This window comes from Leucobacter sp. MMO-125, assembly GCF_037148395.1.
GTDB lineage: Bacteria > Actinomycetota > Actinomycetes > Actinomycetales > Microbacteriaceae > Leucobacter.
Genome location: NZ_JBBCTL010000002.1, coordinates 450624 through 474849 on the forward strand (window position 1 = coordinate 450624; position 24226 = coordinate 474849).

The 24226-nt window shown below is 68.1% G+C and carries 25 protein-coding genes; 15 read left to right on the forward strand and 10 right to left on the reverse strand.

Going from position 1 to position 24226, the window contains the following annotated elements:
* Positions 1-91: 91 nt before the first annotated feature.
* Positions 92-1450, forward strand: a complete 1359-nt coding sequence (locus tag WFI54_RS06740; RefSeq protein ID WP_336652024.1) for an MFS transporter — start codon at positions 92-94, stop codon at positions 1448-1450.
* Between the two features lie 10 nt (positions 1451-1460).
* On the opposite strand, the gene WFI54_RS06745 is transcribed toward WFI54_RS06740, so the two are convergent.
* Positions 1461-2225: a FadR/GntR family transcriptional regulator gene (locus WFI54_RS06745; RefSeq protein ID WP_336652025.1), complete on the reverse strand. Its 765-nt coding sequence runs from the start codon at positions 2223-2225 to the stop codon at positions 1461-1463.
* 292 nt (positions 2226-2517) lie between these two features.
* Here WFI54_RS06745 and WFI54_RS06750 point away from each other — a divergent pair, with 292 nt between their 5' ends.
* From WFI54_RS06750 to WFI54_RS06770, 5 genes are all read left to right on the forward strand, one after another.
* Positions 2518-4038 carry an ABC transporter substrate-binding protein gene (locus WFI54_RS06750; RefSeq protein ID WP_336652026.1) on the forward strand — a complete coding sequence of 507 codons (1521 nt, stop codon included), beginning with the start codon at positions 2518-2520 and terminating at the stop codon, positions 4036-4038.
* Between the two features lie 100 nt (positions 4039-4138).
* Positions 4139-5086, forward strand: coding sequence for an ABC transporter permease (locus WFI54_RS06755; RefSeq protein ID WP_024355634.1), 948 nt, complete (start codon positions 4139-4141; stop codon positions 5084-5086).
* A 1-nt stretch (position 5087) separates the two neighbouring features.
* Complete coding sequence (locus WFI54_RS06760; protein WP_336652027.1) at positions 5088-5999, forward strand: ABC transporter permease; 912 nt, start codon at positions 5088-5090, stop codon at positions 5997-5999.
* On the forward strand, positions 5996-7816 hold the full coding sequence (locus WFI54_RS06765; protein WP_336652028.1) for an ABC transporter ATP-binding protein: 1821 nt from the start codon (positions 5996-5998) through the stop codon (positions 7814-7816). The genes WFI54_RS06760 and WFI54_RS06765 overlap by 4 nt, the downstream gene beginning before the upstream one ends.
* Before the next feature lie 63 nt (positions 7817-7879).
* On the forward strand, positions 7880-9283 hold the full coding sequence (locus WFI54_RS06770; protein ID WP_336652029.1) for an amidase: 1404 nt from the start codon (positions 7880-7882) through the stop codon (positions 9281-9283).
* 107 nt (positions 9284-9390) lie between these two features.
* On the opposite strand, the gene WFI54_RS06775 is transcribed toward WFI54_RS06770, so the two are convergent.
* Together WFI54_RS06775 and WFI54_RS06780 are read right to left on the reverse strand one after the other, a co-directional pair.
* Positions 9391-10182 (reverse strand): SDR family NAD(P)-dependent oxidoreductase, encoded by a 792-nt coding sequence (locus WFI54_RS06775; RefSeq protein ID WP_442918507.1) that lies wholly within the window; start codon positions 10180-10182, stop codon positions 9391-9393.
* An 83-nt stretch (positions 10183-10265) separates the two neighbouring features.
* Positions 10266-11759 (reverse strand): aldehyde dehydrogenase family protein, encoded by a 1494-nt coding sequence (locus WFI54_RS06780; protein ID WP_336652030.1) that lies wholly within the window; start codon positions 11757-11759, stop codon positions 10266-10268.
* Positions 11760-11934: 175 nt separating this feature from the next.
* Here WFI54_RS06780 and WFI54_RS06785 point away from each other — a divergent pair, with 175 nt between their 5' ends.
* Complete coding sequence (locus tag WFI54_RS06785; RefSeq protein WP_336652031.1) at positions 11935-13065, forward strand: 3-isopropylmalate dehydrogenase; 1131 nt, start codon at positions 11935-11937, stop codon at positions 13063-13065.
* Positions 13066-13124: 59 nt separating this feature from the next.
* Here the strand turns inward: WFI54_RS06785 and WFI54_RS06790 are convergent, their stop codons facing one another.
* The 5 genes from WFI54_RS06790 to WFI54_RS06810 form a co-directional block, all read right to left on the reverse strand.
* Positions 13125-14069: a DUF808 domain-containing protein gene (locus tag WFI54_RS06790; protein ID WP_336652032.1), complete on the reverse strand. Its 945-nt coding sequence runs from the start codon at positions 14067-14069 to the stop codon at positions 13125-13127.
* 93 nt (positions 14070-14162) lie between these two features.
* Positions 14163-14405 carry a hypothetical protein gene (locus WFI54_RS06795; RefSeq protein WP_336652033.1) on the reverse strand — a complete coding sequence of 81 codons (243 nt, stop codon included), beginning with the start codon at positions 14403-14405 and terminating at the stop codon, positions 14163-14165.
* A 129-nt stretch (positions 14406-14534) separates the two neighbouring features.
* Complete coding sequence (locus tag WFI54_RS06800; RefSeq protein WP_336652034.1) at positions 14535-15653, reverse strand: fatty acid desaturase family protein; 1119 nt, start codon at positions 15651-15653, stop codon at positions 14535-14537.
* Positions 15654-15798: 145 nt separating this feature from the next.
* Positions 15799-16341: a YaeQ family protein gene (locus tag WFI54_RS06805; RefSeq protein WP_336652035.1), complete on the reverse strand. Its 543-nt coding sequence runs from the start codon at positions 16339-16341 to the stop codon at positions 15799-15801.
* A gap of 61 nt (positions 16342-16402) precedes the next feature.
* On the reverse strand, positions 16403-17071 hold the full coding sequence (locus WFI54_RS06810) for a fasciclin domain-containing protein (RefSeq protein ID WP_336652036.1): 669 nt from the start codon (positions 17069-17071) through the stop codon (positions 16403-16405).
* A 181-nt stretch (positions 17072-17252) separates the two neighbouring features.
* Here WFI54_RS06810 and WFI54_RS06815 point away from each other — a divergent pair, with 181 nt between their 5' ends.
* From WFI54_RS06815 to WFI54_RS06835, 5 genes are all read left to right on the forward strand, one after another.
* The gene (locus tag WFI54_RS06815) at positions 17253-18992 is read left to right on the forward strand and encodes a cytochrome c biogenesis protein DipZ (protein WP_336652037.1); all 1740 of its coding nucleotides are present in this window, start codon (positions 17253-17255) and stop codon (positions 18990-18992) included.
* A 57-nt stretch (positions 18993-19049) separates the two neighbouring features.
* Positions 19050-19649, forward strand: a complete 600-nt coding sequence (sigK, locus tag WFI54_RS06820; RefSeq protein WP_336652038.1) for an ECF RNA polymerase sigma factor SigK — start codon at positions 19050-19052, stop codon at positions 19647-19649.
* Positions 19646-20410, forward strand: coding sequence for an anti-sigma factor (locus WFI54_RS06825; RefSeq protein ID WP_336652039.1), 765 nt, complete (start codon positions 19646-19648; stop codon positions 20408-20410). The genes sigK and WFI54_RS06825 overlap by 4 nt, the downstream gene beginning before the upstream one ends.
* A 146-nt stretch (positions 20411-20556) precedes the next feature.
* Entirely contained in the window at positions 20557-20970 is a 414-nt protein-coding gene (locus WFI54_RS06830) for a DUF4383 domain-containing protein (protein WP_336652040.1), read from the forward strand.
* The gene (locus tag WFI54_RS06835; protein WP_336652041.1) at positions 20970-21473 is read left to right on the forward strand and encodes a hypothetical protein; all 504 of its coding nucleotides are present in this window, start codon (positions 20970-20972) and stop codon (positions 21471-21473) included. Before WFI54_RS06830 ends, WFI54_RS06835 begins: the two co-directional genes overlap by 1 nt.
* A gap of 30 nt (positions 21474-21503) precedes the next feature.
* On the opposite strand, the gene WFI54_RS06840 is transcribed toward WFI54_RS06835, so the two are convergent.
* Entirely contained in the window at positions 21504-21734 is a 231-nt protein-coding gene (locus WFI54_RS06840; RefSeq protein ID WP_336652042.1) for a hypothetical protein, read from the reverse strand.
* Positions 21735-21833: 99 nt separating this feature from the next.
* Between WFI54_RS06840 and WFI54_RS06845 the strand changes: the two genes are divergently transcribed.
* The 3 genes from WFI54_RS06845 to WFI54_RS06855 all read left to right on the forward strand — a co-directional run bounded on the left by WFI54_RS06845 (position 21834) and on the right by WFI54_RS06855 (position 23620).
* Positions 21834-22574, forward strand: a complete 741-nt coding sequence (locus WFI54_RS06845; protein WP_336652043.1) for an SDR family oxidoreductase — start codon at positions 21834-21836, stop codon at positions 22572-22574.
* Between the two features lie 87 nt (positions 22575-22661).
* Positions 22662-23195 carry a cysteine hydrolase family protein gene (locus tag WFI54_RS06850; RefSeq protein WP_336652044.1) on the forward strand — a complete coding sequence of 178 codons (534 nt, stop codon included), beginning with the start codon at positions 22662-22664 and terminating at the stop codon, positions 23193-23195.
* A complete protein-coding gene (locus WFI54_RS06855; protein ID WP_336652045.1) occupies positions 23192-23620 on the forward strand; it encodes a GNAT family N-acetyltransferase in 429 nt (142 codons plus the stop codon). The genes WFI54_RS06850 and WFI54_RS06855 overlap by 4 nt, the downstream gene beginning before the upstream one ends.
* A 59-nt stretch (positions 23621-23679) precedes the next feature.
* Here WFI54_RS06855 and WFI54_RS06860 read toward each other — a convergent pair whose 3' ends face one another.
* Positions 23680-24195 (reverse strand): potassium channel family protein, encoded by a 516-nt coding sequence (locus WFI54_RS06860; protein ID WP_336652046.1) that lies wholly within the window; start codon positions 24193-24195, stop codon positions 23680-23682.
* Positions 24196-24226: the final 31 nt, after the last annotated feature.

The window sequence follows — 24226 nt, forward strand, 5'->3', positions numbered from 1 at the left end:
GCACCGACCCGGCCCCGCAAGCGCAGCACCCCGCGCTCGCGGATCGAAACGCAGCACCACCCCCGCTGCAGAACCGAAAGCGAACACGCCTGTGAGCACCACCCCTGCCCTCGCCTCCCCGGAAACCGACGCCGCCGGCGCGACCTCACCCCTCGTCGCGCTGCACCGACCGAGGTTGCGTGCGACGCTGACCGCCCTCACCCTCTTCAGCCTGCTCGCCGCGGCAAACCTCGCCACGCCTCTCTATCCACTCATCGAACGCAGGCTCGGCATCGACAGCTTCGGCGTCACTGTCGCCTTCTCGAGCTACGTACTGAGCCTGCTCGGAGGGCTGCTGTTGTTCCGCCGCCTGAGCGACGAACTCAACCGCCGCACCGTGCTGGTCTGCGCGCTGGTGGCGACGGCAGCGGCAACATTCGCTCTTGCACTCGCCCCGACGTTGGCCTGGTTCTGTGCCGCACGGGCGGTGCAGGGACTTGCGATCGCGGCCGCGACCGGCACAGGGTCGAGCGCCCTGCGCGTCTTGCTGGCAGGACGCTCCGACCTCAGCGGACGCCTCACCCTGCTCGCCACCTCCGGAGGCGTCGCCGCCGGGCCGATCTTGGGCGGGCTACTCTCACTGCTCGGAGTCGAAACGAGCGCGCCGTTCCTCGTCTGGTCGGCGCTGCTGCTGGCACTCGCGCCAGCCATCCTGTTGATCGCCCCACACCGGGAGTGCCGCCAGGCGATGGCCGGGGCGCGACGCGGCAACCGAGGAAAGTCTTGCCCGCGCTCAGAGACAACGAGGCCCTGCACTGCGAAACGCAGCGCTTTCGCACCTCCAACAGACACGGCCAGCGCGGCCAAAACGGCCAGAACGGCCCACCCGGCCTGCTCCGACACCGCCCCAGCCGATGCAAACTCTACGATTCGATTCGCCGCTCTCGTCGGCTTCGCGAGCTTCGCGCTCTTCGGCCTGTGCCTGTCGCTCGCGCCTTCGTTGCTCTCCGAGTTGCTGGCGACCGACTCGCTCCCGCTGCTCGGCTTGCTCGCCTCGCTCGTGCTGTTGGCCTCGGCCACGATGCAGCTGCTGCCGCTGCGGGGGGCCTGGCGCGCACCTCTCGGTCTCTCGCTCTTCGCGGCCGGCCTGCTCGCGCTGGGCGTCGCCCCCGCCATGTCTGCCCCGGCCTGCTTCGTCGTCGGCAGCCTCCTCGCCGGCGCCGGGCAGGGTGTCGCATTCCAGGCGGCGTTCGGTGCGGCCGTCGCAGCGGCACCCGCGTCGCGTCATGCGTCAACCGTCAACCTGGTCTACGCCGTTACCTACCTGGGCAGCGCGCTTCCCGTGCTCGGGCTCGGGCTCGTGGCTCGCAGCACCGGTCTCGCGCCGGCCGTGCTGGGGTTCGCGGTGCTCGTCGCGTGCGGCTGCCTCATCCTCGCGGTACGCTCCCTGCGCAGGAGCATCTGCCACTGAGCGCAGTCCGCTACGGGGCGCGGCCGAGAAACTGCTCGAGGGTCCGTTGTTCGGGGTCGCTCAGCATCGAGCTGAAGCGGTCAGCGAGCGCGGTGCGGGCGATCCGACCGGCCTCTGTCGCGTCGCGCCGTTCGATTGCCTCGAAGAGCCCGGTGTCGATACGCACCGATTCGAGCTTGACGCTGTTGTCGCCCGGGCTGCGCTCGGCGTCGCGCTGCAGCAGGCCGCGCAGCGCACCCCAGACGGCGTGGCCACTGAGAGAGAGGATCTGATTGCCGCTCGCCGCCCATACACGCTCGTGGAACGCAAGGTCGGCGTCGGCGAAGTCGGGCGCATCGGCCTCGGCCGCCTCCCGCATGCGCTCGATCCCTTCGCGCATGAGCGCGAGCTCTGCGTCGGTGTGGCGGATCGCTGCCAGCTCGCTCGCGGATCCATCGAGGATGATCCGGTACTGCAGCAACTCAGCGAGATCGAGCGAGGCGGTGCCGAGCATGGTGCGGAATGATCGCCCGAGCGTATCGGGCGACGGTGCGAGCACCACGGGTCCGCCGCGGGTGCCGGGGCGCGGTTCGAGCAGCCCCATGCTCTGCAGCACGCGCAGCGCCTCGCGCACGGTGGGGCGGCTCACTCCGAACTGACCCATCAGGTCGCGCTCGCTGGGCAGCTGGGATCCCACGGGGAATTCGCCCGAGAGGATCGCGTGCTCGATCTGCTCGACGATCCGTTGGTAGGTGTAGACCGGCGAGGCTGCGGTGAAGCTGTGCGAGGAGGTCAACGTTGAGGCTCCTTGGGGGCGCGTCGTCTGGCAGAGGCGCCTTCAGTCTAGTGCCCGGCGCGGCAGGGGCGGCGGGCGTTCCGGCCCGAGTCTCTAGGTCGGCTCTGTTGCACCAAGTGGCCTTACCATCTATCCTGTTGCTTGTCTCTCAGTGCCGAGAGCGCGATCGACGTCCTCCCGGTTCGAAAGCTCCTCGCGCACCGACGACAATGGCCTGGGGCAGGTTCCGCGCCCCAACGTCACATGCCCGACACGCCGACTCCGTCGGCACTCCCTGCGACAGGAAGCAAAGATGCGACGCAAGACACCACTCATCCTCACCGCGGCACTCGCGGCGGCCACGGCGCTCGTGCTCGCTGGCTGCTCGGCCGGCTCGGGCGGCAGCACCGGCGCAGCCGACACCGCCGAGCGCACCTCGGCCACCATCGCGCTCACCGCCGCACCCGTGAACCTCGACTTCACCACCACCGCCGGCGCGGCGATCCCGCAGGCACTCATGTCGAACGTGTACGAGGGCCTGGTCGAGATCAACCAGGAGGGCGAGATCGTCCCGCTGCTCGCCAAGGAGTGGAGCCTGAGCGACGACCGCAAGACCTACACCTTCACACTGAACGAGGGCGTTATCTTCTCGAACGGCGAGCCCTTCACCGCCGCCGACGTGAAGTTCAGCTTCGACCGAGTCAAGACCGACTGGACCACCACCCTCAAGGGCAAGATGGACGTCGTCGAAAGCGTCGAGGTACTCTCCGACACCGAGGTCGCGGTGCACCTCACCCAGCCCTCGAACGCTTGGCTGTTCAACATCGCCACCCCCATCGGCGCGATCTTCAGCCCCAGCGGCGTCGACGATCTCGCCAACGCTCCGGTGGGCACGGGCCCCTACGAGGTCGCCTCCTGGACCCCGAACGAGAGCCTTGTGCTCGACACCCGCGACGACTACTGGGGCGACGCCCCCGGCGTCGAGCAGGTCACACTCAAGTACCTCGCCGACGCCACCGCGACCACCAACGCCCTGCGCACCGGCGACGTCGACGCGATCGTCAACCTGCAGGCACCCGAGCTCGTGAGCACCTTCGAAGAGGACCCGGCCTTCGAGGTCGTCTCGGGCACCTCGAGCGGCGAGATCTCGCTGTCGCTCAACAACCGCATCGCCCCCTTCGACGATGTGCGGGTGCGCCAAGCCGTGCTGCACGCGCTCGACCGCCAGGCGATCATCGACACCGCCTGGAACGGCTACGGCTCGCTCACCGCCACCTACGTGACCCCGCTCGAGCCGTACTATGTCGATCTCAACGACGCCTACGAGTACGACCCCGAGAAGGCCAAGGAGCTGCTCAAGGAGGCCGGAGCCGAGAACCTCGACATCACCTTCAAGGTTCCGACTCGCCCTTACGCGCAGGCCGTCTCTGAGATCGTGGTCTCCCAGCTCGCCGAGGTGGGCATCAACGCCACCATCGAGTCGTCGGAGTTCCCGGCAGTGTGGCTCGAGGACGTGTTCACCAACCACAACTACCAGATGACCACGGTGCTCGCCGTCGAGGCGCGCGACCTGCTCACCGTTTTCAACAACCCCGACTACTACATCGGCTACGACAACTCGAAGATCGCGCCCATCGCAGCCGAGGCCGACGCCGCAGACGAGGCCGGCTACATCGAGGGCATGCAACAGGTGCAGAAGCAGATCGTCGACGACGCTGCAAGCGGCGTGCTGTTTCTCTTCCCGAACATCGTGATCACCACGGCAGGCCTCGAGGGCGTGCCGGAGAACGCGATCGTCGAGGCACTCAACCTCACCGATCTCTCCTGGAAGTAGCGACACCCGGTCCCCGGTCGCGGCGCCCCGGCGCCCCGACCGGGGACCATCCCGTACCCCCGTTCCGAGCCCGCCGATCCGGGCTGCGACAAGGAGCCCCATGGCCATACGACTACTCGTGAACCTCGTGCGCTTCGCGGCGACGTTCCTCGTGGCGACCGTCGTCGTCTTCCTCTTCATGCGGCTCATCCCCGGCGACCCTGCCCAGGTCGCTCTCGGCGTCAACGCCAGCCCCGAGCTGCTCGAGCAGATGCGCGCGCAGTTCGGCACCGACCGTCCCCTCGCCGTGCAGTACCTCGACTGGGTTGGCGGCCTGCTGCGCGGCGACTTCGGCGTCTCCTACGTCACCCGGCAGGACATCAGCCCCCTCGTCATCGACCGACTGCAGGTGAGTCTCATCCTCGTCCTCACCGCGATGGCGGTCGCACTGCTCGTCGCGATCCCGCTCGGCACGATCGCCGCCGTGCGCCATCGCAACTTCTCGGGCATCGCGATCGGTGCCGTCTCGCAGCTCGGCGTCGCGATCCCCGGATTCCTCGCAGGCATCCTGCTCGTCATCGTCTTCTCCATCCAACTCGGATGGTTCCCCGCGGGCGGCTGGACGCCCCCGAACCAGGACTTCGGCGAGTTCCTGCGCCGACTGTTCCTGCCCGTGCTCGCCCTCGCATCAGTGCAGGGCGCAATCCTCACCCGCTACGTGCGCAGCGCCGTGCTCGAGATCATGAGCGAGGACTACTTGCGCACCGCCCGCGCGAAGGGCCTCAGCAAGACGGGGGCACTGCTCAAGCACGGCATGCGCAACGCCGCGATCCCGGTCATCACCGTGACCGGCGTGCAGATCGCCGCGCTCATCATCGGCGCCGTGGTGATCGAGCGCGTCTTCGTGATCCCCGGCCTCGGCTCGATGCTGCTCGACGCAGTGGGCAACCGCGACCTGCTCACCGTGCAGTCGCTCGTGATGGTGCTCGTCGCGATCACCCTGCTCATGAACCTCCTCATCGACGTGATCTACACGATCGTCGACCCGCGCATGCGAAAGAGCTCCTGACATGGACACCACGCAGAACCCCGTCCCCTCCAGCCAGGCTCCGCGCACGAGCGCGATCGCCGCGCCCCGCACGCCCCGCCGTCGCATCGGACGCCGGCGCCTCTCACCCACGCTCATCGCAGGCCTCGTGCTGGTGGGCATCGTCGCCATCACCGCACTGCTCTCCTTCGTATGGACGCCCTACGACCCGGTGCAAGCGAACCCAGCCGACCGGCTGCAAGGACCGAGCCTCGCCCACCTCTTCGGCACAGACAAGTACGGCCGTGATCTCTTCTCCGGGATGCTCGTGGGCGCCCGCATCACCCTCTTCGTCGGTCTCATCTCGGTGGGTATCGCACTGCTCGTCGGCACCCCACTCGGCATCATCGCGGGCATCCGCGGCGGCTGGATCGAAGAGGTCATCATGCGCACCTCAGACATCGCCCTCGCGTTCCCGGCACTGTTGCTCGCGATCATGTTCGGCGCCGTGTTCGGCCCGTCGACGGTGTCGGCGATGATCGCGATCGGCATCTCCACCATCCCGGGCTTCGCCCGGGTCGCCCGATCCGGCACCCTCCAGGTCATGAGCACGGAGTACGTGCTCGCGGCACGGGCCGCGAGCCAGTCGCGATTCCGGATCGCGGTGCGCCACGTGCTCCCCAACATCATCGGCATCGTCGTGGTGCAGTGCTCTGTGGCCTTCGCGCTCGCCGTGCTCGCGGAGGCGGCTCTGAGCTTCCTCGGCCTCGGCACCCCGCCGCCGACGCCGTCGTGGGGGCGCATGCTGCAGGAGTCGCAGCAGTTCCTCGGCACGCATCCCTCGCTCGCGATCTTCCCCGGCGTGGCCATCGCGATCGCCGTGATGGGCTTCAACCTGCTGGGCGACGGCCTGCGCGACCGATTCGATCCGAAGCTGAACGGAGGCCGCTCATGAGCGCCACCCCCGAAGCGGCCGGCACGCCGCTGCTCACCGTCGACCACCTGCGGGTCTCCGCCGGCAAGCGCACGCTCGTGCACGACTTCTCGCTGCACATGCAGCGGGGCGAGCGCATCGGCCTCATCGGGGAGTCCGGATCGGGCAAATCGATGACCACCACCGCGCTGCTCGGCCTGCTGCCCTCCGGCGTCACCGCGACGGGCTCGGTACGGTTCGGCGACTCGCCCCGCAACCTGCTCGAGACGCGCGACTCCGAGCTCATGAAGATCCGCGGCAACGACGTGGCGATGGTCTTCCAGGAGCCACTCACCGCACTCAACCCGCTCATGCGCGCCGGCGATCAGGTCGCCGAGATCATGCTGCAGCACCGCACCGTGTCGGGCAAGGCCGAGGCGCGACGCCGAGCGGTCGAGATGCTCGACGCGGTGAAGCTGCCGAACCCGGCCGAGGCAGCCAGGGCCTACCCGCACCAGCTGTCGGGCGGGCAGCGCCAGCGCGTGATGCTGGCGATGGCCCTCGCCAACGACCCGAGCCTGCTGCTCTGCGACGAGCCCACCACCGCGCTCGACGTCACCGTGCAGCGCCAGGTGCTCGACCTGATCCTCGAGCTGGTGCGCGAGCGCGGCACCGGTCTACTCTTCATCACCCACGACCTCGCCGTCGTCGCGAATATGTGCACGCGCGTGCTCGTGATGAACCAGGGCGAGATCGTCGAGGAGGGGCCGACCGAGCAGGTGTTCACCCGGCCGCAGCACCCCTACACGCGGGGCCTGCTGGCGGCGTCGGATCTCGAGGCGACCGATGCAAGCGGACGCCTCTTCACGGTCGCGAGCGCCGCGTCGTACGTGCCTCCGACCCCGGAGGAGGAGCGCGCCGCGGAGGCCGCGGCAGCGCAGGCCGCACGCGCCGCACGCGCGGCCCAGACTGCTGCGGAGACGGCCGACACCCCGGTGGCCGTGGCCGGCACGACCCCAACGGGCCCCGAGGCCGCCGCTCACACCGCTGAGCCGGTGATCCGCGTCACTGACCTCGTGCGCACCTACTCCCGGGGCCGCACGAGTCTCTTTAAACCAGCACCCCTCGTGCACGCGCTCAAGGGCATCTCATTCGAGGTGCCCGAGGGCGGCAGACTGGGCGTCGTCGGCGAATCGGGATCCGGCAAATCGACCCTGCTGCGCATCCTCGCGGGCCTCGACCAGCCCACCTCGGGCAGCGCTGTGGTCGCGGGCAACGAAGTGGCCGGCGCACGCGAGTCGCAGCTGCGCGAACTGCGCCAGAACCTGCAGATCGTGTTCCAGGATCCGATGGGATCGCTCGACCCGCGTATGACCGTCGAGCAGATCATCTCCGAACCCCTGCTCGTGCGAGGCCGCAACGAGAGCGCCGAGCAGCGCTCCCGCATGGTCGCCGAGATGCTCGAGGCCGTGGGGCTGCCTGCCGATGCGGCCGAGCGCTACCCCCACCAGTTCTCCGGGGGCCAGCGCCAGCGCATTTCGATCGCCCGCGCGCTCATCTGCCGGCCGAAGGTGGTGGTTGCCGATGAGCCCGTCAGCGCGCTCGATGTCTCGGTGCGCGCGCAGGTGCTCAATTTGCTCGCCGACCTCGTTGACGAGTACGGCCTCACGCTCGTGTTCGTGTCGCACGACCTCGGCGTCGTGCGACACCTCTGCGACTCGGTCGTGGTGATGCAGTCCGGCGAGATCGTCGAGGCCGGCGACACTGAGACCGTCTACAACGCCCCTCAGCATCCGTACACGCAGCGCCTGATCGATTCGTCGCTCACGCTGCGGCAGGAGCTGGCCAACGCTTTCTGAGCCGCCACGACCGCCCGCCCGATCCGCAGCCCCGCGGCCCCGCGCCGCAGTGAGGAGATCCACATGACCGACCCGCAGCAGATCATCACTCTCGACGCTGGTGCCCTCTCGGCGGCGTACGCGAGCGGCGATCTCACCCCCGACGAGGTCGCTGAGGCGGTCATTGCCCGCGTCGAGGCGCGCGAGCCCGAGCTGGGAGCCCTCTATCTGTTCGATCCCGAGCAGTTGCGCACCGATGCCGCGGCATCGGCGGCTCGTTGGCGTGCCGGCGAGCAGCGAAGCCCCTTCGACGGCGTGCCCGTGACGGTCAAGGAGAACATCGCTCGGGCCGGGCAGCCGAAGCCCTCCGGCACCGCGATTCCGAACCCGCCGATCGCCGAGCGCAACGCCCCCACCACCGACCGGTTGCTCGAAGCCGGTGCCGTGATCGTGGGCTCGACCACGATGCCCGACTGGGGCATGCTGTCATCCGGCGTCTCCAGCCTGCACGGCATCACCCGCAACGGCCTCGATCCGGCGCTCACCGCGGGCGGCTCCAGCTCGGGCGCGGGCACCGCGGCTGCCGCAGGCTACGGTCCCCTGCACGTCGGCACCGACATCGGAGGCTCCATCCGCCTGCCTGGCTCCTGGCAGGGCCTCACCGCGCTCAAACCGAGCGAGGGCCTCATCCCCCTTGACGTGCCCTACACCGGCCGCGCGGCCGGCCCCCTTACGCGCACGAGCGCCGACGCGATCCGCCTCATGTCGATCATTGCGCGGCCCGACCCCCGCGACTATCTCACGCGCCCGTACCCGCCGATGGACTGGTCGACCGAGCCGCTCTCCCCCGCCGGCATGCGCGTCGCACTGCAGCTCGACGCCGGTTCCGGCCTACCGGTAGAGGCCGAGACTCGCGCCGCAGTTGAGCGCGCCGCGCAGCTCTTCGCCGACGCAGGCGCCACCGTTGTGCCGCTCGACCCCTTCGTGCCCGCGGACGTGCTCGACGGGCTCGTTGATTTCTGGCGCAGCCGCTCCTACGCAGACTACGAGGCGCTGAGCGAGACGGATCGCACTCATGTGCTCCCGTTCATCGCCGAGTGGTGCGGTGCCGGCGCCGGCTTCAGCGCGGCCCAGACGGTGCGCAACCGCGGCTGCGCCGACACCATGGCGCAGCTCACGCGCGCCGCGACCGAGCCGTTCGACCTGGTGCTCTCACCCGTGACCCCGGTGGCCGCATTCGCCGCCGAGGATCCGATGCCGGTCACCGACCCGCTGCAGACCATGGGTCACATTTCGTTCACTGTGCCCTACAACATGTCGGGTCAGCCCGCCGTCTCGGTGAATGCGGCGGTGCAGGCCGACGGTCGCACCGTGGGCTTGCAGATTGCGTCGCGGATCGGCAGCGACGATCGTCTGCTGCGCGTCGCCCGCTGGTTCGAGACCGTGCGCGGCGACGCGGCCGCTGTCGATTGGGACTCGATCATGTAGTGCCGGGTTCCATCCCCAGGATGCGTCCGAGCCCCGTATGTCAGCTTTCCGAGGGAAGCTGACATACGGGGCTCGGCTACTGCGGTGCGGGCTGCGCCGGCGCTGCGTTACGCCGTGGGCGGCGTGAAGCGGCCGTCAATCGCTGTCCAGCCGCCGTCGACGAACAACGTGGATCCGGTGACGAAGCTCGACGCGTCGGAGGCCAGGTAGACGACGGCGCCGGCGAGCTCGTCGGGGCGCGACCAGCGACCCAGCGCGCTCTTCGTGGCGTAGGCGCGGTCCCACGCCTCGTCCTGCTTGATCTGCACGGTGAGCGGGGTTTCCACGATGCCGGGGGCGACGACGTTGACGCGCACGCCCTGCGCGCCGAACTCGGCCGCCGCGGTCTTCGCGAGCTGCACGAGGCCGGCCTTGGTGGCGGCGTAGACGCCCTGCCCGGGCTCGACGACCTGGGCGCGGATCGATGCGAAGCCCACGATCGATCCGCCGCCGTTCGCGGCGAAGGCCTTGCCGAAGTGGCGGATCAGCTGGAACGACGAACGCAGGTTGAGATTCACGACGCGGTCGTACTCGTCCATGGTGTAGTCCGCCATGCGCTTGCGCACGTTCATGGCGGCGGTGAACACGAGCGCCGAGGCCGTGCCGAAGCGCTCGGCGGCGGCTTCCACCTCGGCGTCGTCGAGCACATTGAGGCGGAAGGCCTCGGCCGCACCGCCGCGCTCGGCGATCGCGGCGGCGGTGGCCTGGGCCGCATCGAGCGAGAGGTCGGCGACGACCACGTGCGCCCCGTGGGCGGCGAGCGCCAGGGCGGCTTCGCGGCCGATGCCCCCGGCGCCCACGACCACGGCGGTGCGGCCGTCGAGGCGGAAGAGCTGAGAGTAGTCGGGGGTGCTGGTCATGCGGTGCTGCTTTCTGTCGGTGGGGGCGGCGCGGCGGGACAGGCCTGAGCCGCGGGCGGCCGTGGCTGCGCGCGGCGGGGTGGTCAGCGGCGGGCGACGGGCCGGATCATCGCCATGCGTGTCACGGTGAACTCCTCGATGGCATAGCGGGGGCCTTCCCGGCCCACCCCCGAGTCCTTGACGCCGCCGTAGGGCATGATGTCGGATCGGAAGCCGGGGATCTCGTTGACGACCACACCGCCCACTTCGAGCCGGTCGAGCGCCGCGAAGGCGCTCTCGAGCGAAGTGGTGAAGATCGCGGCCTGCAGGCCGTAGCGGGAGTCGTTGACGACGTCGATCGCCTCGTCGACCGAGTCGACCACGGTGAGGCAGACGACGGGACCAAAGATCTCCTCGCGCCACACCTCGACGTCGCGGGGTACGGAGCCGAGCACGATGGGCGGCACCGCCGCAGCGCGGTCGGCCTGCGCGAGGGCCTCGGCCGAGGGGGCGAGCAGTTCGGCGCCGGCGTCGAGGGCTCGCGCGACTGTGGCGCGGATCCGGTCGCCGGATGCGTCGTTGATGACGGGGGCGACGTTGGTCTCGGGATCGCGGGGGTCGCCGACCACCAGTTCGCCAAGCCGCTCGGTGAGCCGCGCAGCGAAGCGGTCGGCGATGCGGCGCTGCAGCACGATGCGCTGTACCGAGATGCAGGCCTGCCCGTTAGCGTAGAAGCCGCCCGCCAGCACGGCGCTGACGGCCGCTTCGACATCGGCATCGTCGGCGACGATGAAGCCCGTGTTCGAGCCAAGTTCGAGCAGCGCCTTGCGGGGGGCCGCTTGCTGGGCGATGAGGTGGCCGATCTTCGCGGATCCGGTGAACGAGACCACCTGGGCGCGGGGGTCGCGCACCAGCAGTTCGCCCACTTCGGGGCCGCCGTTGACGAGCTGAGCCGCGGCACCGGTCACGCCGTGCGCGGTGAGCACGTCGCGCACGATCACGAATAGCTCGATGGTGGCGAGGGGCGTGTTGGGGGCGGGCTTCACGATGATCGGGCAGCCCGCGGCGATCGCGGGGGCTAGCTTGTGGGTGGCGAGCAGCACGGGGTAGTTGAAGCCGGCGATGCCGACGACCACGCCGGCGGGCTTGCGGGTGTAGTAGCCGACCATGCCGCGGCCGAGCTCCTGCAGATCGAGGGGCACGGTTTCGCCGGTGACGTGGGAGGTCTCTTCGGCGGTGGCCTCGAAGGTGACGATGGTGCGGGCCATCTCGACGCGGCAGTCGCGCAGCGGCTTGCCGGTCTCCAGCACGAGCAGCTGCTCGAAGCGCTCGCGGTCGGCGCGCAGGCGGGCACCGATGTCGGTGAGGATCGCCTTGCGCTGAGCGGTGGTCAAGGCGGCGACTTCGGCCCGCGCGGCCTCGGCGGCGTCGAGGGCGTCTGCGGAGTCGGCGGTCGTGCTCTGCGGCGCCTCGGCGACGAGGCTGCCGTCGAAGGGGAACACGATCCGGGCGCGGTCCGCGACCTCGCGCCAGGCAGTGCCGATGGGCAGACTGCCGGCGGGCGCGCGCAGCTCGATGGGGTGCGGGGAGGGGTGCATGGGGGATCCTTCACAGCCGGAGAGCCGCACGGGTCGCGTCATCGCGAGCGCCCCCTGCGACGGGGATCGGTGCCGCCGCTCTTGGCGAGGGCACCCGGGAGGGCATCCTCGCCATCGAGTGGCCTTACCATTAATATAGGTGAAAAGATCCGCTGCAACAAGGAACGAGACCCCGATGACGCGCTCCCACTCCATTGCTGTCCTCCCCGGCGACGGGATCGGCCCCGAGGTCATCGCCTGCGCACTCGAGGTGCTCGACGCCGCCGAGCAGCGCTTCGACTTCACCACCGAGCGCAACGAATTCGCCGCCGGCGCCAATCACTACCTCGCCACCGGTGAACTTTTCGATGCGATCGAACCGCTGCTGCGCGACAAGGATGCGATTCTCTTCGGCTCCATGGGCGACCCTCGCGTCACCCCCGGCATCCTCGAGCGCGGGTTCATCCTCGAGATGCGCCAGCGCTTCCAGCAAGCCGCGAACGTGCGCCCCGTGCGCCTCTACCCCGGGGTCCCCACGCCTATCGCGGGCCTCACCCCCGAGCGCTGCGAGATGGTGATCGTGCGAGAGAACACCGAGGGCGCCTACGTCGGCCGCGGCTCCACCGTGCACGCCGGCACCCCCCACGCAGTCGCGATGCAGGAGTCGCTCAACACCCGCGCCGGCATCGAGCGCGTCGTCGACTTCTCGTTCAGGCTTGCCCTCGGACGCCGCCGCCGCCTCACGCTCTGCCACAAGACGAATATCCTCGTCGCCGCCGGTCAGCTCTGGCAGCAGGTCGTCGCCGAAGTTGGCGAGCGCTACCCCGAGGTCGAGGTCGACTACGTGCACGTCGACGCAATGTGCTTCCACCTCCCGCTCACTCCCGAGCGTTTCGACGTGGTGGTCACCGACAACCTCTTCGGCGACATCATCACCGACCTCGGCGCGGTGATCCAGGGCGGCCTCGGCGTGGCTACGAGCGCCAACCTCAACCTCGACGGCAGCGCCCCCAGCATGTTCGAGGCGATCCACGGCTCCGCACCCGACATCGCGGGCACCGGCTGGGCCAACCCTGCCGGCGCGATCCTCTCGCTCGCCCTCATGCTGGGACACCTGGGCGAGGGCGAAGCGGCGCGCGCCGTCGAGGCCGCCACGGTCGAGGTGCTCGGCGGGCTGCCCGCACTGGCCGGTGCCGAGATGGGCCTCAGCACGCCGCAGATCGGGTCGCGGATCGCGGAGATCGTACGTGAGGGGCGAGCCGACGCCGCGCTCGTGCCAAACTCTCTGCTCGGCGTGCTCGCCGCCGTCGCACCGTCACGACTCTAAAACGTTCGCGGATCCTCACCCGCGCTCACCCATTCGAAGAGCCGCGGCGCGGATCCGCGCTACCGCAGCTCGGGCTTCGAGAAACGCAGCCGGGCTACCAGCGCGAGCACCGCCACCACAACCGCACCCCACACAAGACCGAAGACCGCAGACAGCCCGCTCTCGATCAGCCAGACCACAATGCCTGGACCGTGCACGGCGTGCATGATGTCGTGCACCATGCCGTAGAGCGCTGCCACACCCACCTCCGCGAGGTTGACCAGCAGAATATGGCCGCCCACCCAGAGCATCGCGACCACACCCACAATGCTCAGCAGGCGGAACACCACCGGCATCGCTTTCACGAGCCAGCTGCCGAGCACTTTCAGCGCCCGCGGGCGGCGACGACGCAGCCAGAACCCGGCATCGTCCATTTTCACCAACAGCGCTACGCTTCCGTAGACGATCACCGTCATGAGCAGACCGACCACGATAAGGATCGCGAGCCGCATCAGCCACGATTCGGAGTCGATGTTGGCGAGCGAGATCAGCATGATCTCGATGGAGAGCACGAGGTCGGTGCGCACTGCGCTGCCCACAATCTGCTTCTCGTCGGTCTCGGTGCGCTCCACCACTTCGTCGACGGTGTGCTCGTCGCCGTGCCCGCGCAGCGCTCCGATCCAGTGCCACACCTTCTCGGCACCCTCGTACGCGAGGTAGGTGCCGCCCACGAGCAGCAGCCAGGGAAACACCCACGGCGCCCAGATGCTGAGCAGCATGATGCCGACGATGATGCCCGCCTTGTTGAGCAGCGAGCCGCGCGCGATCCGCCACACCACGGGCAGCTCCCGGCTGGGGCTGATGCCGCGCACGTACTGCGGGGTGACCGCGGCGTCGTCGATCACCACACCCGCAGACTTCGCCGAGGCTTTCGCAGCGCCTGCCACGACGTCGTCGATCGAGGCGGCCGCCGCTCGCGCCAGCACGGCGATGTCGTCGAGAAGGGCAAAGAAGCTACCGCTCACTGGGATTCCTTAACGGGTCGGGCCTGCGCAGGCGAGGGGCGGATCACCTCACGCGATCCGCCCCTCAACTCTACGGTGTGTGCCGCCGCGAGCTCAGCTCTCCTCGTCGGGAGTGGGGGTCTTCTCACCCGTTTCGGGGTGACGCACCAGCCCCGGATCGTGCATCCCGTAGCGCGGGTTGTCGATTCGGCCCTCACGGCCGTAATCGACTGTGGATCCGTCAAGGATCGGGCGGTTCTGCGTGCCACCCTTCGGCGGTGACGACGCGGTACCTTCGCCGTTGGCGGCCTCGGTCGCGGTCGCCTGGTGCACTTCGTTCTTATCTGACTCGGACATCTCTTCCTCCGTCTCTCCGGCTTCAGCTGCGATGCCAACGCTACGCGCGGCATCGCACACCAAAACACCCCGTTGACTCCGAGAGTTGAAAGCGTTAGAGCACCCGATTCAGGCGGATCGGCACTTTGCCTACGCGCGGCGATACTGCGCCGTGATGGGGCAGTCGAAGGGGTCGCGGGCGGCGAGGCCCACACGGTTGAGATAGTCGATGACGATCGCGTATGAGCGCCACAGCGACGTCTCCGTGTAGGGCACGTCGAGTGTGCGGCAATGCTCGCGCACAATCTCGCGCGCCTTCGCGAGGTGCGGCCTGGACATGCTCGGGAAGAGGTGGTGCTCGACCTGGTAGTTGAGGCCGCCCATGAGAATCGTCGCCCACCAGCCGCCGCGAATATTGCGGGAGGTGCGCACCTGCTTCGTGAAGAAGTCGAGCTTCGCGTCGTGGGCGATCACGGGCATGCCCTTGTGGTTCGGGGCGAAGGAGGCACCCATGTACACCCCGAAGACGGCGAGCTGCACACCCATAAACGCGAACGCCATCCCCAGCGGCAGCAGCAAGAACACCGGCACCAGCAAGATCGCGAAGCGAGCCGCGATGATCCCGATCTCGATCCAGCGACCCTTCACCGGGCCCCGACCGAACAGATGCTTGAAGCTGTGGAAGTGCAGATTGAGGCCCTCGAGCGTGAGCAGCGGGAAGAAGAACCAACCCTGGCGCTTCGTGATCGCGCGACGCAGGCCGCGCGCTTCCACAGCATCCTCTTCGATGAACGAGATCGTGTCGACCTCGATGTCTGGATCTTTGCCCACGCGGTTGGGGTTGGAGTGGTGGCGGGTGTGCTTTGAATCCCACCAGGAGTAGCTCATGCCGATAGCCCCAGCGAGAATACGCGCGAGACGATCGTTCGCCGGGCCGAGCGAGAGGATTTGCCGATGCGCGGCCTCGTGCGCAAGAAACGCGATCTGCGTGAAGATAATGCCGAGCGCGGCGGCGATGAGCAGCTGGAACCAGCTGTCGCCCAGCAGAATGAAGCCGGTGACGGCGCCTCCGAATGCGAGCGCGACTGCGGCACCTACCGAGCCGTAGAACCAGGGCGCGCGGCGCAGTAGCCCGGACTCGCGCACCACCTCGGAAACCCTGGTGTAGGCCTTCGCGATCGGAGGAAAGTCTTCACGGCGAGCCCTCGTGGGGCGCAACGGCCCGAGGCCGTCGAGCCCGGAGACTTGCTGGGTACTGGCAGACGACATACGCGGCACCTTGTTTCTGTCAGAACCGCGCGGGAGGCGATTCGGGAAAGCCAAGGGCGGGCGCCGATCGCTGTCCTCACGCTATCGGCAACACCATACGGCAGGCTGCATAGGAGGCGAAGACGCGCAAACGCTCAGATGATGCTCAGGCGATGCGGTGCTCGTGAATGGCGGTATTCAGGGACACCACACCCAGTTCGAGGTAGAGCTGCTGCTCGGTCACCGACACCGTCATCGTGTTGCGTCGCGCGAGCCCCGCGACCGCCGCGTCGATGAACCCAGGGTCGAACGAGCGCAACGGAATGTGCTCGGCGCGATGGATCGTCTTGCCCTCCCACGACGCAAGCAGCTTTGCTGGGTCGCGGTGCGTGTAGACGGCTGCCCGGTCGGCGAGCTTGCTGCCGAAGTGCAGCCGCTGCGCGTCAGGCGCACCGATCTCGATCCACCCCGTGATCCGCCCGGTGAGATCACGCACCAGCACCGCAGGCTCCTCCGTCGACGACACCCCACCGGCGCCGAAGGCGATGCCCTCCTCGTATTCGAGGCAGTATGCGAGCACTCGGGTCATCATGAATGCGTCCGTCTCCGACGGGTGCCTCGCAACGCGCAGCGACCATTCCTCGTACACGCCGCTGTCAACATTCGCCAGCTGCACCTCGAAGGTGTGAATCGTCGCGCCAATCGCCATGACTCCCGAGCCTAGCGGTGCAACAGTGGCCGCCCCACTCGCGGGGCGGCCACTGAGTGTGTCACTGCTGAGGTTCGGCGGGCGGCATCAGCACGCCGTCGACCAGGTACACCACCGCGTTGGCGGTCTGCACGCCGCCGCAGATCACGTTGACCCCGTTCACCTGCAGTGCGTCGCCCGAACCCGTCACCGTGAGATCGTCGCCCTCGACGGTGGTGTGGTCGCCCGCGATATCGGCCGGCTCGATCTGGCCGGGCACCACATGGTAGGTGAGGATGCTGGTGAGCAACGCGCTGTCGGTCTTCAAAATGTCGATCGTTGCGGGGTCGATCTTGCCGAAGGCGTCATCGACGGGGGCGAAGACCGTGAACTCGCCGCCGTTGAGCGTGTCGACGAGGTCGACTGCGGGGTTGAGCTGACCGCTCACCGCCGACACGAGCGTGGTGAGCATCGGGTTGTTCGACGCCGCGACCGCAACCGGATCCTGCGACATGCCCTGGATCGAGCCTGCCCCATCAGGCACTGCCTCGGCGTAGGCGGCGCAGCCGGGCCCCACGAGGTTCGCTGCCGGATCCATCGTCTCCATCGACGGCGATTCGGTCTGGCTCGACTCCTGCTTCGTATCCGACGACATGTCGTTGGATGCTCCCATCGAACATCCGGTCAGCGTCGCAGCTCCGACGAGCGTGAGCGCGAACGCGGTGCCGAGGGTCTTCTTCGTGGTGAACATGATTCCTCCTCAGATTGCCAACCGCGGAAACTCGCGGATTGTTGAGGTGTTCGGAGCCGAACGGCACCCGGATGGGAAATTCGTGAAAAAAATTCGAACACCGTCGCGAGGTGGCGTTCTCGGCCGCGAACCCATCCGATTCGCCGCCCGCACCGAACTACTCGGCAACGAAGGGAATCTCATGGATATCGTGCTCATCGGTCTGCTCGGCGGACTCATCACCGGCATCTCGCCGTGCATTCTGCCGGTGCTGCCCGTTATCTTTCTCACCGCTGGGGCTCGGCCCGCAGCGCCAGGCCGCGCCCCCGAGGTGATTCCCGCGAAGCGCAGCCGACCGTTCTGGATCATTGCGGGCCTGGTACTCAGCTTCTCGGTGGTCACGCTCATCGGATCGCTACTGCTCGGACTGCTGTCGATTCCGCAGAGCGCAATCAGGTGGGCTGGCGTGGGCGTGCTACTCATCATCGGTGTCGGGATGCTATTTCCCGGCTTCGAGCAGCTGCTCGAAAAGCCATTCCAGCGACTACCTCGACGCCGCGTGGGCGACGGCGGCAACGGCTTCGGGATGGGGCTCGCGCTCGGCACGGTGTTCGTGCCCTGCGCAGGCCCCGTGCTCGCCGCCATCATCGTCGCAGGTGCCACGGGATCCCTCGGCCCGGAAACGGTGCTGCTGACGCTATCGTTCGCCATCGGTGTGGCTCTTCCACTACTGCTCTTCGCGCTCGCCGGCAACGGGGTCGCGCAGCGGATCCGCGGCTTCCGCAAACGGGAACGGGCGATCAGGATCACCGGCGGCGTCGCGCTCATTGCGCTCGCGATCGGGCTCGCATTCAATGTGCCGCAAGCCCTGCAGCGGCTGCTCCCCGACTACACCTCCGGCCTGCAGCGCGAACTCGCCGACAGTGACGCGGCGCAGAGCGCACTAAACCTCGGCGGCCTCGTCACCGATGAAAACCGCGACCTCGACCGCTGCGCCAATAACGACCCCGAACTCCGCTCCTGCGGCACCGCCCCCTCGATCCGCGGTATCGAAGCCTGGCTGAACACTCCCGACGGCCAAGCCCTCGACCTCGAGCAGTTGCGCGGCAGGGTGGTGCTCATCGACTTCTGGGCGTACTCGTGCATCAACTGCCAGCGCTCGATCCCCCACGTCGTCGCGTGGGATCGCGCCTATCGCGACAGCGGGCTCACCGTGATCGGTGTGCACTCCCCCGAGTACGCCTTCGAAAAGGATCGGGCCAACGTTGAGGCCGGGGTGCGCGACTTCGGCATCGAATACCCGGTGGCGCTCGACAACTCCCTGTCGACCTGGACGAACTACCGCAACCGCTACTGGCCCGCGCACTATCTCATCGACGCCGAGGGCACCGTACGACATATCTCCTTCGGTGAAGGCGACTACGCGACCACCGAGCGATTGATGCGCCAGCTGCTCGCCGACGCGAATCCGCAGCTGCAGCTGCCCCCAAAGACCGCCACCGACGACCGCACCCCGGATATCGGCAGCACCACCCCTGAAACCTTCCTGGGCTCATCCAAGGAACGCAACTTCGCGGGGCCCGGCGACTACCGCGCCGGCACGCGCACCTTCGAGTTCCCGAAGCAGCTTCCAGCAGACACCTTCGCCCTTGAAGGCGACTGGCGGGCCGAAACGCAGTACGCAACGCCCGCCGGCAGCGAAGAGGGGCGGATCCGCCTCGCCTATCGCGGGCAGGAGGTGCGGGCCGTCGTCTCGGGTGAGGGGGCTATCGGGGTCTCCTTCGACGGAGCCACGGCCGGCAAGGCCGCGACTGGTCGCGAGATCGAGGTCGGAGGCACCCCGAAATCGGTGCGGATTGTGCGACCAGAGGATCCAGCCTCTGGCACGCTCGAACTGCGTGTGCCCCCGGGTGTGCAGATCTACTCATTCACCTTCGGATGAGCGCCCCGCAGAACCGAACACGACGAGCACAGGAAGCGAAAGCGGGGTGTATGCGCCATGATGGAGGAAATGGTCATCGACGGCATCGACATTCCGGAGGACGGCGCCACCGCCGATCCTGCCGACGCGGCCCTCGCCCGGGCAGCGAGCGGTGACAGGCGCGCCTTCGCAGAACTCTACGATTTGCTGTCGGCGCGGGTGTTCGGACTCATCACCCGCGTGCTCGTCGACCACGCCCAGAGCGAGGAGGTGCTGCAGGAGGTGTTTCTCGAAGCCTGGCAATCGGCGAACGCCTTCGACGCCCGCCGGGGCACGGCACGCACGTGGCTCCTCACCATCGCTCACCGCCGTGCAGTCGACAGGGTGCGCGCGTCTCAGGCCGCTCACCGCCGCGACCTCACCGCCGGCGCTCGCGAGCTCGCGGTGCAGTCTCCCGGCGTCGACGATGAGGTCGCCGTGCTCATCGATGGCGGTCGCGCGGTGCGTGGCCTCGATCTCCTGCCAGAACCTCAGCGTCGCGCCATCGTGCTGGCCTACTTCGGCGGCTACAGCCACCGAGAGATCGCCGTGCTGCTCGATACGCCCCTCGGCACTGTCAAAACGAGAATCCGAGATGGGCTCACCAGACTCCGCACCGTAGTGGAGGGGACACGATGAACGAGCAAGATTTCCGGGCGCTGTCTGCGCTCCACGCGCTCCACGCGCTCTCCCCCGATGAAGAGCGCGACTTCTCAGCGGCCCTCGCCGCCCACCCGCAGTGGCAGGCCATCGTCGATGAGGATCTGGCCACCGCGGCTGCGCTCGGCACCGGTATTCCGGCGGTGGCACCGCCGGCCACGGCGCGCCGCTCGATCCTGGATGCGATCGAGCAGCTGCCCCAGTTTGACGCCCCAGCATTCGGTGCGAGTGCGGTGCCAGCGGAATTGGATCAGAACGACGACGACTCCACGCCCGCGATCGCCGGACGGCGGCGGGGGTGGCTGGCGCTCGCAGCCTCGGTTGCAGTGCTGCTCGCCGTCTCGCTGTCGTTCCCCCTGGCAAGCCTGCTCACCCCGCAAGACCCGGTGACCGTTGCGCTCGCCCAGCTCGAATCAGCGCCGGACGCACACTCGTCGACAGCCGACATCGTCGGCGCCGGGGAGGCCACACTGCACTGGTCGCCGTCGCTGGGACAGGCCGTGCTCGTCGCAGACGGCCTGCCGGAGATCCACCAGGATCAGGACTACGAACTCTGGGTGATTCGCAACGGAGAGCCGTCGTCTCTCGGCGTGCTGCACGCCGACAGCAATAGAAACGCCCAGACACTCACCGAAATGCCGGGTGCGGGCGAGGCACTCGCCGTCACGATTGAACAGCACGGCGGCTCCCCGAGCGGGGCTCCCACGAGCGACCCCATTCTCGTGGTGTCAGCAGCCTGACGGGCGAGCAAACAGATAGCACACGCGAAAGCGACACACAAGTACCTGTTGCGGTTGACTACCGCGTTGAAGACTGGACGGGAAGAGACGACCGAAGCCCACCCGGCGATCACGGTCGTTACGAGCGATCCCAAAGGAGCAGTATCGTGAACAACTCAGCCAACCGACTTGTCGGTGTCATCTTTGGAGCGGTCTACGTGCTTGTGGGCCTGCTCGGCTTCACGGCGACGAGCGGCGTCGGTTTCGTCGCCTCCGAGGGCGGTCTGCTGCTCGGCATCTTCGAGGTGAACCCGCTGCACAATGTGGCCCACCTGCTCATCGGCGCAGCCCTACTCATCGGCGGCCTCGCGGGAGTGCGCGCGGCGAAGGGCGTGAACGGGATTGTAGGTGCCGCCTATCTGCTGCTCGGCATTGTCGGCTTCTTCATCGCCGACACTGGTGCGAACATCCTCGCACTGAACACCGCCGATCACATCCTGCACCTGGGCAGCGCGCTCATCCTGCTGGGTGTGAGCCTCGGAGCAGAGCGGGCGGGGGTCACCGCCCGGCCAGCAGTGTGATGATCGGGCAGCTCTGGTCCGCTCTCGCCGCGCTCGGCTCGGGGCTCATCCTCCTGGCCGTCGCGGCGGGGGCGAGCCCGTGGCTCGCACTCCCCCTCATCACTGTTGCTGCAGGAGAGATCATCTGGGCGGTTGTCACGATGCGGGCGGGGCGGATCATCGCTCCCCGCACCACGGCGATCTTCTGCACCGCCATGATTGGTGTCGCCGCCACGCTGCTCTTCACCCGCAGCATCGGGATTCTCCCATTTCTCGCCCTCGTGTCGCTGCACTGGGTCACCGCTGTGTGCGCGGCCCTCCAACTGCGGCTCGCACGGCGCCGCGATCCGCCATCGACACCCGCTCAGGCCGCGGATGCCTCCGCGCCGGGAGCCGCGAAGTTTCTCATCGTACTGACCGCGCAGGCGATGCTCGTCGCCGCGATCACGACACCCGCACTCGCCGACACCGAAGCCGGTGCGGCCGCCGTTCCGCACGGCACCTCGATCCACGGGCACCATTAACGGGCAGGCTTCGAGCTGCCGGGGTGCGGATCAGATGATCAGCAGCAGCCCCACGATACTCAGCACCAGCCCCGCCACGGCGAGGCCGGAACCTGCCGCGATCCGCCCCGCGCGCACCAGACCGCCGATGGACAGCCCCAGACCAACGCCGGCCATCACGAAGCCGATCACCAGCGGCATGAACACCGACACCAATCCCACCACAAAACCAGCGACCGCAAGGCCGTTACTCTGGGGGCGGTGGGGCACCTGGGCATACATCGGTGCCGCATACACCGGCTGCGCTCAACCTTATCCGCGAGCCGGCCGCACGTTCACCCCAGATCGCGGGGAGCACCACAACCTGGAATGATGATCGCTATGAGAATCGCGATCGCAGGCGGCACCGGCACGGTAGGCCGCCACACCGTCACCGCGGCGCAGGAGGCCGGCCACGAAACAGTCGTGCTGAGTCGCTCGCACGGGGTGAATCTTGTGGCCGGGGAGGGCCTGGAGGCGGCGCTGCGGGGCGTCGACGCTGTGATCGACGTGACGAGCATCGCCACGCTCAACGAGGCGAAGGCAGTCGAGTTCTTCACCGCCACCACAAAACAACTGCTCGCGACCGCGGAGTCCGCGGGAGTGGGGCACGTCGTGGTGCTCTCGATCGTGGGCATCGACCGGGTGCCGCACGACTACTACGCAGGCAAGCTCGCTCAGGAGCGCATCGTGGCCGCTTCGTCCGCGCCGTGGACGATCCTCCGGGCGACGCAGTTCCACGAGTTCGCGGCACAGATGTTCGAGCAGGCGAAGATGGGGCCGCTGCACCTGGCGCCGATCGCGCGGGTGCAGCCCGTCGCGGCGCAGGAGGTCGCCGAGCGGCTGGTTGCCCTCGCGGCGGGGTCCCCGCAGGGTCGCGCCCGGGACCTGGCCGGGCCGCGGGAGGAACGACTCTCCGAGATGGTGCGGGCCTTTGCGCGGGCGAGCGGGCATCGCGGGTGGATCCCCGCGATGCGCGTGCCCACCCGGCAGATGCGAGGAATGCAGGCCGGCGGGGTGTTGCCCGGCCCGGATGCGGATCGCGGCCGCCAGACCTTCTCGGAGTGGATCGCGCAGCTCTGAGCGGGGCTGCGGCGCTCGCGGTCACGGTCACGAGCACGAGCACGAGCACGAGCACGAGCACGAGCACGAGCACGAAAGAATAGAGCCATGTCTACGAACACCGCTCTGCTGATCATCGACCTCCAAGTGGGCGTGGTCTCCGACTGCGTCGACGTGCCCGGCGTCTTGGCACGCACCGCTGCACTCGTTGATCGAGCCCGAAGTGAGAACGTCCCGGTGATCTGGGTGCACGATCACGGCGGCCTCGAAATCGGCAGCGACGGATGGCAGCTCGCCGCTCCCCTGGTGCGCCGCAGCGACGAGCCGATCGTGCAGAAGACCTACCGCGACTCGTTCGCAGAGACCGACCTCGCCGAGGTGCTTGCTGCCTGGGACACCACCCGTCTAGTCGTCGCAGGAGCACAGAGCGACTACTGCATTCGCACCACCACGCAGGCCGCTGCCGTGCGCGGATTCGACGTCACTTTGGTCTCCGACGCGCACACCACAACCGATGCCGAATTCTCTGGGTCTCGTATGACCGGCGAGCAGATCGTGGCACACACCAACATGTATTTCAGGGGTCTGCGCTATCCCGGCTTGCGGTTAGGTATCGCCACGCACACCGAGGTCGAACTGTGACGAGGACCCTCGCCGCTGGATACACGCTCCGCGGCGACGCACCTCCTCTCACCGACTATCTCGAACTCCGACGGGTGAGCGGTCTCTCCGAGAAAACCCCCGAGCAAGGGGTTGCAGCGCTAGAGGGGTCCTGGGCGTTCCGCCACGTCGTCGACCCGAACGGAACGGTGGTGGGCATGGGCCGAATCATCGGCGACGGAGGATGGTACTTCCTCATCGCCGACATGGCCACGCTGCCCGAGCATCAAGGACGCGGTATCGCCTCGGCAATCCTTGACGCCCTGCTCAACCACATCCGCGCCTCGGCACCCGCGGGCGCCTACGTCACACTCACCGCAGACCCCCCAGGACGCAGACTCTATGAATCCCGGGGATTCACCGATGTCGCACCGGCCGCCACCGGCATGCACCTCCGACTCAGCTAGCGACCCCTGGACCAGACCCCCTCCTGTGCGGAGCGCCAGCGCTCCGATAGTGCAGCGGCCTACTTTCGGGTGCGACGCCCCTGAGCGACGGCTGACGTGATCACCCGGATCGTGACGGCCACCAGCACCAGATTCGCGAGCATCTGGGCCGTAACCGCGATCCGCGCAATGCTCGACACCGGAACAATGTCGCCAAAACCTACCGTTGTGAGCACTGTCGCAGAGAGATACACCGAATCGACCTTGTTCAGCGGCTCACTGAACGCCGTCGGATCCACCGCCGAAAAGATGAGGTACACCCCAGCCGACACGAAAACGGCCATCGGCACCAGCAGCGCAATCGCCTCTATCGCTTGAAACACGGGAGTGGGCGACTTCACAATGGCCCGCGACTGCCACGCCACACAGACCAAGAACGCGCACATGCCGACCACGAAGAACACCAGCGGCGCGAAGCCACGAGGACCAACAGGCAGCAGCACATAGACCAAAAGCAGCGTGGCAACTGTGCCGGCGCTGCGAGCAAGTGCGTGCAAGAGCGCTTTGCGCCCGGGAGGCGAAGCCGCTGCGCTCATGGAGTCCTCTCACACATTCGTGGTCATCTCA